At 67.7% G+C, this 12,351-nt stretch carries 8 protein-coding genes; 3 read left to right on the top strand and 5 right to left on the bottom strand.

From position 1 onward, the window contains the following. Window positions 1-81 precede the first annotated feature (81 nt). Complete coding sequence (gene mltB / locus AC07PR_RS19765; RefSeq protein ID WP_495136551.1) at window positions 82-1,227, top strand: lytic murein transglycosylase B; 1,146 nt, start codon at window positions 82-84, stop codon at window positions 1,225-1,227. 37 nt (window positions 1,228-1,264) lie between these two features. Here the strand turns inward: mltB and AC07PR_RS19770 are convergent, their stop codons facing one another. Continuing rightward, complete coding sequence (locus AC07PR_RS19770; protein WP_495136300.1) at window positions 1,265-1,837, bottom strand: hypothetical protein; 573 nt, start codon at window positions 1,835-1,837, stop codon at window positions 1,265-1,267. Between the two features lie 177 nt (window positions 1,838-2,014). Here AC07PR_RS19770 and AC07PR_RS19775 point away from each other — a divergent pair, with 177 nt between their 5' ends. Next, window positions 2,015-4,147 (top strand): glycoside hydrolase family 13 protein, encoded by a 2,133-nt coding sequence (locus tag AC07PR_RS19775; protein WP_495136301.1) that lies wholly within the window; start codon window positions 2,015-2,017, stop codon window positions 4,145-4,147. A gap of 2 nt (window positions 4,148-4,149) precedes the next feature. Here AC07PR_RS19775 and AC07PR_RS19780 read toward each other — a convergent pair whose 3' ends face one another. From AC07PR_RS19780 to glk, 4 genes are all read right to left on the bottom strand, one after another. Then, complete coding sequence (locus AC07PR_RS19780; protein WP_495136302.1) at window positions 4,150-5,358, bottom strand: type II toxin-antitoxin system HipA family toxin; 1,209 nt, start codon at window positions 5,356-5,358, stop codon at window positions 4,150-4,152. A 32-nt stretch (window positions 5,359-5,390) separates the two neighbouring features. Then, complete coding sequence (locus AC07PR_RS19785) at window positions 5,391-5,789, bottom strand: helix-turn-helix domain-containing protein (RefSeq protein ID WP_495136303.1); 399 nt, start codon at window positions 5,787-5,789, stop codon at window positions 5,391-5,393. Window positions 5,790-5,954: 165 nt separating this feature from the next. After that, window positions 5,955-8,747, bottom strand: coding sequence for a TonB-dependent receptor (locus tag AC07PR_RS19790; protein ID WP_483105723.1), 2,793 nt, complete (start codon window positions 8,745-8,747; stop codon window positions 5,955-5,957). Window positions 8,748-8,997: 250 nt separating this feature from the next. Next, window positions 8,998-10,017 carry a glucokinase gene (gene glk, locus AC07PR_RS19795; RefSeq protein WP_431102548.1) on the bottom strand — a complete coding sequence of 340 codons (1,020 nt, stop codon included), beginning with the start codon at window positions 10,015-10,017 and terminating at the stop codon, window positions 8,998-9,000. Window positions 10,018-10,422: 405 nt separating this feature from the next. Here glk and AC07PR_RS19800 point away from each other — a divergent pair, with 405 nt between their 5' ends. Next, window positions 10,423-12,336: a glucokinase gene (locus AC07PR_RS19800; protein ID WP_431102547.1), complete on the top strand. Its 1,914-nt coding sequence runs from the start codon at window positions 10,423-10,425 to the stop codon at window positions 12,334-12,336. Window positions 12,337-12,351 lie beyond the last annotated feature (15 nt).

The following is a 12,351-nucleotide window of genomic DNA, read 5'->3' on the forward strand; positions in this document are numbered from 1 at the left end:
CGTCGCGTGTTCCTGAGCACGCTCCTGCAGACCGCGATGACCGCCTCGCCGCTGATGGCCGCGCTGGCGGCGACGCCGGCGATGGCGCAGTCGCCGGCACCGGCCGGATCGCAGGCGGCCCCGCATGCCGCGTCGAAGGCCTCCCCCTCGAAGAAGGCGGCGAAGAAGCCCGTGCGCAAGCCGGCCGTGCTGCCGGAGTACGGCGATCGCGCCGACGTGATGGCCTTCGCCGATGCGCAGGCCGAGTCGCTCGGCTACCGGCGCGAGGAACTGCGCGCGGTGCTGGCGCTGGCGCGTCCGCAGCCGACGGTGCAGCGGCTGATCCTCCCGGGACCGCCCGGACAGGCGAAGGACTGGGGCGCCTACCGGCAACGCTTCGTCGAGCCGCAACGGCTGCAGGCGGGTCTCGCGTTCTGGGCGACGCACGAGGCGGCGCTGGCGCGCGCCGAGGCCGCCTACGGCGTGCCGGCGGAGGTCATCGCGTCGATCATCGGCGTGGAGACCTTCTACGGCCGCATCATGGGCGGCTTCCGCGTGCTGGACGCGCTGGCGACGCTGAGCTTCGACTACCCCTCTCCGCTGCCGCCGGGTGCGCGCGACCGCAGTCCGTTCTTCCGGGAGGAACTGCGCCAGTTCCTGATCCTGACGCGCGAGAACGGCCTGGACCCGATGTCGATGAAGGGCTCGTACGCGGGCGCGATCGGCTGGGGCCAGTTCATGCCGGGCAGTTGGCGCCGCTACGCGATCGACTTCGACGGCGACGGCCACGTGGACCTGGTCAACAGCCCCGTCGACGCGATCGGCTCCGTGGCCAACTTCCTGAAGGAGCACGGCTGGCAGCGCGGCATGCCGACACATTACGAGGTGCAGGTGCCCAACGACACGGCGGCGCGGGCCCAGCTGCTGATCAGCGACGTGCTGCCGCAGCTGGACGCGCGGCAGTTCGAATCGGTCGGCGCGCAGCTGTCGCCGCAGGGCCGCGCGCACACCGGACCGCTGGCGCTGATCGAACTCCAGATGGGCGGCGCCGCGCCGGTGTACGTGGCGGGCACGCAGAACTTCTACACGGTGACCCGCTACAACCAGAGCAGCTACTACGCGATGGCGGTCATCGAGTTCGCCAACACGCTGGCGAGCTGGAGGAAGGCGACGGGGGCTACAGGCACAACCGGCCCGACCGGCACAACGGGCGCGATGCCGGCGTCGGGCGCGGCGAGCGGGAACTGAGGCCGGCGCCGCCGCGCCGGCCGGGGTGCGCGGTCGATCAGCTCTGCGCGGCGAGCATCGGCGCGAGCCGTGATGTCGATGCCCAGGCGTCGGGCGCGCCGCCACCGAAACCCTCCTGCGGCGCGGCGCTGGCCATCGCCTGCGTCATCTCCGAGACCGAGCGCTTGAAGCGATGCCGCGAGGACACCGAAGCGCCGGTGTTCGGATCGAAGTAGTGGGAGTCGATGTACCCGCGGCGCTCCGCGCCCCGGTCGATGGCAGGCGAGCGCCAGTCGTTGTACATGGCCGGCCAATGCCATGACCGCACCTCCGACCAGCGCCCACTGGACTTGCTCCCGACGTCGCGTGCGGTGGCGGGAGCAACGCTTTCGCTGCTGTTGTTGAGCTTCAGCGAGGCCGACTGGAACCAGTTGATGATCTTCCCGGATCCGGGCTGGCGCGATGCTTGCGCGGACCCGTTGACACCCGGTAGTCCGAAGGTCACCTCCCACGGATTGCGGATCGGCGCGGCGCTGCTCCGCCCGACCAGATGCGGCTTGATCCCGCTCTTTGGTCCGTAGGCAGCGATAGGCTCAGTCATCGCGCGCTGCGCGTCATTGATCGGTTTCATGGCGATTGCACTCCTTCAAAGAGAACTTCGAGACGACCCAGCGATGAGGGCACGTCAGTCGGCTGGCCGGAGGCGCAAGTTCATGCGATCCGATCGACAACAAGTCGGGCGCATGAGCACCCGGGATGCGGAGGAACACCAGCATCCATCTGCATCGCTTCGCGGTAGCGTTGACCCATGAAAGCCCTGCCTCGTCTTTCCCGCCGCGTGTCGTGCATCGCGCTGCTGATGCCGCTGCTTGCGTCCGGCCAGGCGCCCGCGCCGCAGGCCGCGGAGGCGCCGGCCTCTCCCGCCTCTTCGGCCTCGATGCCCGCCCTGCCGCCCATCGCGGCCAGCCTGCGTTACGACTCACGCCTCGTCGAATTCAAGAAGCCTTTCGGCGCCTTGCCCGCCAAGACCTGGATCGACTTCCAGCTGACCGCCCTGCCCGGCGTCGACAAGCTCGAGCTTGTGATCGAGCGCCGCCGCGTCGAGGGCAATGAGGACCTGATCGCCTACGCCGAAGAAGCCCGCGTGCCGCTGCACAAGGCCGGCGTTGCCGCCGGTCGCGATCGATGGCAGGCGCGCCATCGCTTCGGATCGCCAGGGGTCTACGGCTACTACTTCATCGCCACCATCGGCGGCGCGCGCTACGTCGTGCAGAACAATGCCGACGCCATCTACTGGACCAAGGAGAAGGGCTCGATGGGCCCCGCAGCCATCGCCCCGCTGCCCGAGGGCCCCGATGCCAAGGGGCCGTTCTCGATCCGCCGCTACCGGCAGACGATCCATGCCTCCGACTTCGCCGTGCCGGACTTCGCCCGCGATCTCGTCTACTACTACGTCTTCCCCGAGCGCTTCCGCAACGGCGACAAGCGCAACGACCCGCAGGTCGGCCAGGCGAAGTACCAGGACCACGGCATCGAGCGTCACCCGCGCTGGCTGGACCGGCCGTACAAGCCCGGCAGCGGCGACGGCTCCGATGCGGTCTACAACAACGACTTCTTCGGCGGCGACCTCGCCGGGATCATCGAGAAGCTCGACGATCTGCGCGACCTCGGCGCCAACGCGCTCTACCTGACGCCCGTGTTCCAGGCCGCCAGCAATCACAAGTACGACACCGGCGACTACAAGCGCATCGATCCAGCCTTCGGCAGCAACGCCGACTTCGAACGCCTGACCAGCGAGGCCGGCAAGCGCGGCCTGCGCGTGATCCCCGACACCTCGCTGAACCACGTCGGCGCGGACTCGCCCTACTTCAACCGCTTCGGCAACTTCCCCGCCGGCGGCGCCTTCGACAACGGCAAGCCCAATCCCGCCTCGCCGTATGCGAGCTGGTTCAAGTTCGATCTTTCCAGGAGCCAGCCCGACGAGCAGTACGCCGCCTGGATCGGCATCAAGGACCTGCCCGAACTCGACAAATCCAGCCGCGCGTTCCGCGACTACGCCTTCGGCCGGGACGGCGTGATGCAGTTCTGGCTCGATCGCGGCGCGGCGGGCTGGCGCATGGACGTGGCACCGTGGGTGCCGGACGACTTCTGGCGCGCCTGGCGTGTCGCAGTGAAACGCCACCAGCCCGGCGCGCTGACGATCGCGGAGACCTGGTTCGACGCGAGCAAGTTCTTCCTCGGCGACACCTTCGACGCGACGATGAACTACATCTTCCGCAACACGGTGCTGGACTACGCGGCCGGCGCGCCGGCGGACCGCGTCTACCAGAACCTCGAGCTGCTGCGCGAGTCCTACCCGGCGCCTTCGCTGTTCGCGTCGATGACGCTGCTGTCATCGCACGACCAGCCGCGCGCGCTGCATCACTTCGGCGTGCGCGACGACAGCCCGCCGGAGAAGATCGCCGACGGCAAACGCCGCCTGCTGCTGGCGGTCTTCTTCCAGATGACGTATCCGGGTGCGCCGACGATCTACTACGGCGACGAGGTCGGCCTCGGCGGCGGCGAGGACCCGTACAACCGCGCGCCGTATCCGTGGGCCGACGAGGGCGGCCAGCCGGACCTCGCGCTGCGCGACCAGTTCAAGCGCCTCGTGGCGCTGCGACACGCGCAGCCGGTGCTGCGGCACGGCACCCTGTCGGCGCCGCTGTGGCTTGACGAACACGTCATCGTGCTGCTGCGCCAGGACGGCCAGCGCAACGCGATCGTTGCGATGAACAACGCCACGGAGCCGATGCGCGTCGAACTCACGCTGCCCGCCGCGCTGCGCGGCATCCCGTTCATCGATGCGATGACGCCCGGCGCGCCGATGAAGGCGGCGACGAACGGCAAGCTGTTGATCGAGATCGGGCCGATGTCGGGGCGGGTACTCGTCGGCGATTGAGGTCAACCGCCATACGCAGCGCGCTGCAAGGCAAGGTGTGGGCGATCGATCTGCTCGGCAAGCAACTCAATGTCGCGGGAGGCAACACCGGCCAGGAGGAAGTGCTCCTTCCATCCTCCAACGACCCCGGCAACACGAGCGATTTCCGCCTTGGCCTCCTGATCCTTGAGGCCGAACAGTCGTGCCTCCGTCATTGCGTTGTCGATCGTCGAATCGTGCCCTTGCGTGCCAACGCGCAGTTGTTGGTAGCCCAACGCCTGGCCCGATGGCAACACGTCGAACGCCGGCGACAACGCGAGATCCCCACGCTCCGTCCTCAATAGAACATGGTTCTTCTCATGGTCGTCGGTGTTGTCGATGAGGATGTTGAACACCATGCGGCGGAACAGTTCGCGCATCTGTTCCTGGGCCTTGCCATCTACCGTCCCACCTCGGCGCCGCAGCAGTTGAGCCAGCTCCGGGTAGCCGAGTTCCGCTTTCATCGCCTTGAGCGCCACGTTGGCGGACATGGCATGTAACCGCCGGCCGCCCACCCGATCGAAGCGACGAACCGCGACCGCATGTCCTTGCGGCAATCGGATCGCTCGCGTCTGGGCGACGTCGATGCCGGCCAGCGCGCACAGCGTCATCGTCGCGTGCTCGATCAGGGGCATGTCGTAGTCCTCCCCCTGTTCGGAGAACTTGATGACCCACTGGTGACCGTCCATGTCGATCAAACCCTTCGGCCGCGCCCCACCGAAGGTCACGCCAAGTGCGATCAAGCGCCGGTTCGCATCATCCACAGGCTCGCCCGCGAGGATACGCCGTGCGAGCTCTTCCATCGTCGACACGTCGGCGAGCTGCGGCAATGGTCCGAGCCGGCGCGGCAGATACACGTCTTTGGAGGTCGAGACGCCCAGCGCACCGAACCGCTCGTGCCCTGCGTAGTAGAGGTAGTCGAGGACCGACAGGCGCTTGGGACGATCGAGAAAACGGATCACTCGCTCGCCCCACCGGTCAGGACGCGCATCGTCGACCGCGCCGACCGCCGTTTCCTTCTCCGCCGGCAGGATCTCGCCCTTGTCCAGTAGCAGATCCTCACTGAGCGCAAACCCGTGATGGAGCCAAGCTTCGGCGTAAGTCAAAGACACGCCCTTGAGCGAACGCACGAGGCGCAGTTCACCGATCAGCCGTGGCAACTCCGGATTCGTGAGCTCCCACAGCCAGAGCATGTCGGTGGGCTCGTAATTCCCTCGGGACTCTGTCATTCCTCACCCTTCCCCTGCCGTGAGCTCGCGCGTGCAGCCGCATCGACGGCCGCAAGACGCTCGTCGATCGTTGTGCGCTTCCTGACAGCCCGCTGCCTCGCGACCCGTACTGCTTGCTCCAAGGCACCGCGGTCATGCTCCGGCGCAGCAAGTTCCGGCAGGGCGGCATCCCGACCCATGAGCCACAACGCTGTCGCGTAGACCGCCATCGAGACCGTGGGATCCCCCTTTTCCATACGCATCAATGTGGGCTCGGAGACTCCGATCCGTTGCGCCCACGACTTCAACGGCTCTTGTCTGCGCTTGCGAGCGAGCGAGAGGTTTTCCCCCAGTTCGCGCAGATGGGAAAGCACCGCAACCGGCATCTGATCAATCGCGACAGGTCGCTTTGGCATGAAATAGATATTAGTACATTCTTTCTTCTATGAATATCTATGTTTGTTTAGAAGCGAATGACGCTCACCGACGGTCAATGACAACAGCCCCGCCCGGCTTACGCCGGACGGGGCTGCAACGTTCGCTGAACCGGACCCGATCGGGCACGGCGGCTCAGTCGTTCATCAGAACTTGTAAGTCGCGCCGATCAGGTAGGTCCGGCCCCACTTGATGTACTCCAGCGGCCGGTCCTTCGTGGCCGCGTAGGTGCGGTAGGCCTCGTCGGTCAGGTTGTTGACCTGCGCCAGCAGGCCCAGTCCCTTGAGCGGACCCTCGGTGAAGTTGTAGCCGATCTGCGCGTCGACGATGCTCTCGCCGACCACGTAGCGCAGCGTGCGCGCACCGTTGAAGTTGCCGATCTCGCCGATGAAGTCCGAACGCTTGCGCTGGCTGATGCGGGCCTCGAAGCCGTTGGCCTCGTAGTACGCGGTCAGGTTGTACACGCGCTTGGACAGCCCCGGCAGCGTGATGAAGCCCGATCCCACGCTGCTCGCGCTCTCGGGATCCTTGATCTCGATGTTGCTGCTGTTGAAGCTCGCGCTCGCGACGATGCCGAAGCCGTTCAAGGACTTGCTGAACAGGTTGAACGGCAGCGAGGCCGTCAGCTCCATGCCGCGCAGCTTGCCGCCCTGGCCGTTGTACGGCGCGGTGTAGGTGCCGGTCAGTTGCGCGTCGGGCTGGCCCGGCTGCGGCGTGTAGCCGGCGACGAAGCGCGAGAAGTCGTAGCGGTCGTTGCCCTGCGTGTAGATGTAGCTGCGCAGGTCCTTGTAGTAGCCCGCCACCGACACGTAGGCCTTGGAGCCGAAGTACTTCTCCCAGGACAGGTCGACCGCGTTGGCGCGCCACGGATCCAGCTCCGGATTGCCGCCGCTCGCGCCCGGCTTGCCGGTCGTCGCGTCGACGCCGAAGTCCAGCGCCGAACGCAGCTGGTCCACCTTCGCGCGGGCCATCTGCTTGGCGACGGCGAAACGCAGCGTCTGGTCATCCGTCAGCGACCACGCCAGGTTCAGCGCCGGCAGGTAGTCGGTGTACTTCTTGCCGCCGTTGAGCGGCTTGACCTGCTGGCCCGCCGGGGCCGTGCCGTCGAAGTAGTTCGACTGCGACGACTGGTCCGTGTGCACGACCTGCAGGCCGATGTTGCCGCGCATCGGGATGCCGAAAGCCGTCGAGTCGATGTTGCCCTTGAAGAACACCGTCGCCACCTTCTCCTTCACGTCCCAGGCCTTGGAGATCAGGTAGCTCTCCGTGTCCGTCGGGTTGAAGGTCATGTAGCGGCCGACCGCGCCCGGCACGTTCCACGCCGGGATCATGCCCAGACCCGCGAAGCTCAGGTCCACCGGGCTGTACTGGAATTCCGGTCCGATGGGCGTATCGCCCTGCGCGCCGACGTTGATCGCGCCTTCGGGCTGGCGCTTCTTCTTCGACCGGTCGGCGTAGTTCAGGCCGACGTCGAAGTCCGAGAACCAGCCGTTCACCGCCGCCGGCGCCGGCAGGTTGCCCACCAGCTTGAAGCCGGTCAGCTCGTCCTTGACGCTCGGCGTCTTGCCGTAGCCCGAGCCGTAGATCGTGTTCTGCAGGTACAGCAGCTTCGGATCGGCGTAGCTCCGGCCCGGGATGATCTGCGAGAAGTCGCCCGAGCTGAAGGCCAGCTTGACGTCATCCACCGGCCAGCCGCCCGCGCGGCTGAGCTGGGTGTTGTTCTCGAGGTTGATCTCGTTGCGGGTCGCACGCGAATAGTTGACGTCGGCCGTCAGCGACAGGCCGCTCTCGAACTTCAGCTTGTTGTTCCATCCGGTGGCGACGATCTTGTCATCGCGCTTGTTGTACATGCCGCGGACCAGCGGGTAGGCATTCAGCAGCGTCCCGCCGGTCTGCGTGCCGTTGGCGTTGACCGTCGGGTTGGACCAGTTGAGCGCCGGCGGCGGATTGAGGGTATCAGCGCCGTTCCAGGTCATGCTCATCTCGAACTGGTTGGCCGTGTCCACCGCCTTGGCCTTGGTCCAGAAGCCGTCGACGACGCTGGTCCAGTTCTTGGTCGGGCGGAACTCGACCGTGCCCATCAGCGCGTCGCGTTCGGTCTTGCCGGTGCGGCGCAGTGCCTTGATGCCGCCGGAGTTGTAGGTGCCCGCGGCCAGGCCGGTGCGCGCCGAGGTGTCCCAGGGCTCGTACAGGCCGACCTGCTCTTCCTGCGTCGGCGTTTCCTGGTGCGCGTAGCCCAGCGACACGCCGATGGTGCGGTCGGCGAATTGGTCGATGTAGCTGGCGCTCAGGCGATTGCCGGTGGCGCTGGCGTTGGCCGCCGAGCCCAGCGAGTTGCGCTGGCCGCGCGCGTTCAGCGTCACGACGCGGTTGCTGAAGTTGAGCGGACGGACCGTCTGCATGTCGATCGTGCCCGACAGGCCCTGGCCGACCAGGCCGGCGTCCGGCGTCTTGTAGACGACCACGCCGCTGAGCAGCTCGGACGGGTACTGGTCGAACTCGACGCTGCGGTTGTCGCCGGTGGAGACCAGCTCGCGACCGTTGAGCAGCGAGGTCGCGAAGTCCGGCGACAGGCCGCGGACCGAGATCACCTGCGCGCGGCCAGCCACGCGCTGGGCCGACAGGCCGGGCAGGCGCGCGATCGACTCGGCGATCGACACGTCGGGCAGCTTGCCGATGTCTTCGGCCGACACGGCCTCGACGATGGAGTCGGCGTTCTTCTTCACCGAGATCGCGGCCTCGATGCCGCGGCGGATGCCGGTGACGGTCACGGTTTCCAGCTGGCGGTCCGCGGCGGCCTTCTCGGCGGCCTGCCGGTCAGCTTCAGTCTGGGCTTGTTGCGCGTGCGCGGCGCCGGCCATCAGGGCCAGCGTCATCAGGCAACCGGCAGCGACGGGCTGCACCCGGAACAACTCGCGCGAGGCGTGCGATGTCTTCATTTGTTTGTCTCCTGTTTGAACGACGGTACCCAACGTTCTGAAAGAATTCTGTACTAAAACTAGATCACGATCCAAGCTCTCGCAAACCCTGGACAACAGGAATCGCAGCTTCCATGGTGGAAAAACGACGAAGTTACTTCGGGTTTCCACGGATAAACCTGCAAATTAGGGACGTGAAATGAAAAACGGCGGCCACTCGGGCCGCCGTTGAGAAGTCGTTATGTAGCTGGACTACAACCGACTGTGGCGCTCAGCGCACCGACTGCTCCAAGGCGAACGCGGCGCCGGCCAGGGCGGTCAGCGTGTCGGTGATCAGCACGCAGGGCACCGAGGCCAGGTAGGGCGCGAAACGGCCCTTGTCCTCGAATCGCGCCCGGAAGGACGACTGGAAGAAGCGCTCCCCCAGGCGCGGCACGATGCCGCCGCCGATGTAGACGCCGCCGCGCGCGCCCAGCGCCAGGGTGACGCTGCCGGCGAAGCTGCCGAGGAAGGCGCAGAACTGGTCCATCGTCTTCGCGCAGATCGCGTCGCCGGACAGGGAGCCCTCGACGATCTGCTCCGCCGTCAGCCGCTGCGCCGACGGCTGGCCGGCCACGGCCGCCACCGCCGCATGCAGCGTCGGCAGGCCGATGCCGGACAGGAAGCGCTCGGCGGAGACATGCGGGAACTCCTTGCGCGCGGCCGCGAGCAGCTCGCTCTCGTAGTCGTTGGTCGGCGCCAGCGTCATGTGACCGCCCTCGCCCGCCAGCGCAACCCAGCCGCCCGAGGTCTCGATCACGCCGCCCACGCCCAGGCCGGTGCCCGGCCCGATCACCGCCAGCGTGCCGCGCGGCGTCGCCAGCGACGGGCCCGGCACGGCCGCGACCTGGTCCGCGCGCAAGCCCGGCAGCGACAGCGCCAGCGCTTCGAAGTCGTTCAGCAGGCGCAGTTCATCCAGTCCCAGGTCGGCCTGCAACTGGCTGCGCGAGAAGGTCCAGTGACTGTTGGTCAGCTCGATGCGGTCGCTGTTGATCGCGGTGGCCAGCGCCAGCGAGGCCCGCCTCGGCCGCGCGGACACGCCCAGCCCGGCGAGTTCCTTCAGATAAGCCTCGGCCGCGGCCCGCAGCGAGTCATAGTGGGCGACCGGCAGCTTGCGCACGTGCTGGACGCGCTGCCCGGCGCCGTCGACCCAGGCGAAGCGGGCATTGCTGCCGCCGATGTCCGCCACCAGCCACGGATATCCCGCGGCGTCCCCTGTCTGGCTCGAAGCCACACCCTGATCTGCTTGCACTGTTCTTGTCCTGCTGCTGGTTCGGCGGAGTCGCCGGTTCGGCTCGTTGGCGGTGCGTGGCGTGTGTCTGTCGCCGCGCCGGGGGCCGCCCCAATGGCGGCATCCGCGCAAGGTAGCAAAACTACACACATCGCACAAGAGCGAAGTCACCGGGTCGTCGCTCGCCCGCCGCACGATATCAGAGGACGGTTCGACTCCCGTCCGCAAGTGATTGTCAGGGATGGAGTTTTTATTCCACCCGATCCGGCCGCGACGTGTTTATATTGCTGTAGTCACACTACAGCACCGACCGATCCAAGCTGGCAAACCGCAGGCCTGCGGGCGCCTCGCCGCCGCTAGGGCGAACCCTTCCGATCCATCCAGGGCGGCGCGCCATAATCGCCTCCCGGTCACCGCCCCTCCTTCATGCGTGAATTCGACAGTCCCCGGTTGATCGCCGACATCGGCGGCACCTTCGCCCGCTTCGCCCTGGAGACCACCCCGGGGGAGTTCGAGCACATCGCGCTGCTGCGCTGCGCCGAGCACGCCGACTTCCACGCCGCGGTGCGCGCCTACATGGACCGGCTGCCGCGCCAGCTGAAGGTGGCCCACGCGGCGATCGCGATCGCCAACCCGGTCGAGGGCGACCTGGTGCGCATGACCAACTACCACTGGCAGTTCTCGATCGAGGAAGCCCGTCAGCGCCTGGGCCTGGACACGCTGGTGGTCGTCAACGACTTCACCGCGCTGGCGATGGCCCTGCCCCGGCTGCACGGCAGCGAGATCCGCCAGATCGGCGGCGGCGAGCCGCGCGCCCACAGCGTCATCGGCCTGCTGGGCTCGGGCTCCGGCCTGGGCGTCTCGGGCCTGATCCCCGCCGGCGACGGCTGGATCTCGCTCGGCTCCGAAGGCGGCCACACCAACTTCGCGCCGCGCGACGAGCGCGAGATCGCGCTGCTGCGCTTCGCCTGGAACGAGTACGAGCACGTCTCCTTCGAGCGCCTGCTGTCGGGGCCAGGTCTTGAGCTGATCCATCGCGCGATGGCGGACTACCTGAAACGTCCGTCGGAGCCGCTGAGCGCGCCCGACATCACCGCGCGCGCGCTCGAGGCCGCCGACCCGGTCTGCGAGGCGACGCTGGACCTCTTCTGCACGCTGCTGGGCACCGCCGCGGCCAACCTGGCGGTGACGCTGGGCGCGCTGGGCGGCATCTACATCGGCGGCGGCATCGTGCCGCGGCTGGGCGAGTACTTCGACCGCTCGCGTTTCCGCGAGCGCTTCGAGGACAAGGGCCGCTTCACCGACTACGTCGCCGCGATCCCGACCTTCGTGATCACGGCCGAACACGCGACCTTCAAGGGCGCCTCGGCGATCCTGGAAGCGCAGCTGCGCAGCCTGCAGACCAGCGGCGGCGCCTCGGCGATCGTCAGCCAGATCCGGCGCGCGCGCGACGGTCTCTCGCCGGCCGAGCAACGCGTCGCGGACCATGTGCTGGCGCATTCGCGCAAGGTGCTGAACGACCCGATCGCGGAGATCGCCCGCGCGGCCAGCGTCAGCCAGCCGACGGTGATCCGCTTCTGCCGCTCGCTGGGCTGCGAGGGCCTGTCCGACTTCAAGCTGCGCCTGGCCTCGGGCCTGACCGGCACGGTGCCGGTCAGCCACACGCAGGTCACGCAGGACGACTCGATGGTGGAGCTGGGCGAGAAGGTGCTGGGCAACACCGCCTCGGCGATCCTGCAGGTGCGCAGCCAGCTCAACCGCGACATGATCGACCGCAGCATCGAGCTGCTGCTCAAGGCCTCGCGCATCGAGTTCTTCGCCATCGGCCATTACGGCGTCGTGGCGCAGGACGCGCAGTTCAAGTTCCTGCGGCTGGGTGTCGCCTGCAATGCGTATGTCGAGCCGCGGCTGCAGCTGCTGGCCGCGCAGACGCTCAAGGCCGGCGACGTCGCCGTGCTGATCAGCAGCAGCGGCAAGCTGCCCGAGCTGATCGCGGTGGCGGATGCCGCGCGCGAACGCGGCGCGCATGTGCTGGCGATCACGGCGAGCCAATCGCCGCTGGCGAAGAAGGCCGACGCGGCGCTGATCGTCGACCACGTGGAGGATGTCGCCACGCATCTGCCGATGATCAGCCGCATCCTGCACCTGCTGGTGATCGACATGCTGGCGGTGGGCGTCGCGATGCGACGCGACAACGCCGGCGCGGCCGGACTGGCGCTCGGCGCGGCGCATCCGGAGCTCGACGAGACCGACGCGGACGGCCGCCCCAGCGCGCGCCGTGCCGCGCCCGGGATCAGCCTGGCCTCGCCGCTGGCGAAGCTGACGGCGCACAGCCGCTGAGCCTGCGCGGACGCC

Source organism: Roseateles sp. GW821-FHT09H11, assembly GCF_059415845.1.

What these genes read in the sequence shown, in the direction of transcription:
- mltB (WP_495136551.1), top strand. Translation starts at nt 82, where the DNA reads ATGGCGCAGTCGCCGGCACCGGCCGGATCGCAGGCGGCCCCGCATGCC.
- AC07PR_RS19770 (WP_495136300.1), bottom strand. Translation starts at nt 1,837, where the DNA reads ATGAAACCGATCAATGACGCGCAGCGCGCGATGACTGAGCCTATCGCT.
- AC07PR_RS19775 (WP_495136301.1), top strand. Translation starts at nt 2,015, where the DNA reads ATGAAAGCCCTGCCTCGTCTTTCCCGCCGCGTGTCGTGCATCGCGCTG.
- AC07PR_RS19780 (WP_495136302.1), bottom strand. Translation starts at nt 5,358, where the DNA reads ATGCTCTGGCTGTGGGAGCTCACGAATCCGGAGTTGCCACGGCTGATC.
- AC07PR_RS19785 (WP_495136303.1), bottom strand. Translation starts at nt 5,789, where the DNA reads ATGCCAAAGCGACCTGTCGCGATTGATCAGATGCCGGTTGCGGTGCTT.
- AC07PR_RS19790 (WP_483105723.1), bottom strand. Translation starts at nt 8,747, where the DNA reads ATGAAGACATCGCACGCCTCGCGCGAGTTGTTCCGGGTGCAGCCCGTC.
- AC07PR_RS19800 (WP_431102547.1), top strand. Translation starts at nt 10,423, where the DNA reads ATGCGTGAATTCGACAGTCCCCGGTTGATCGCCGACATCGGCGGCACC.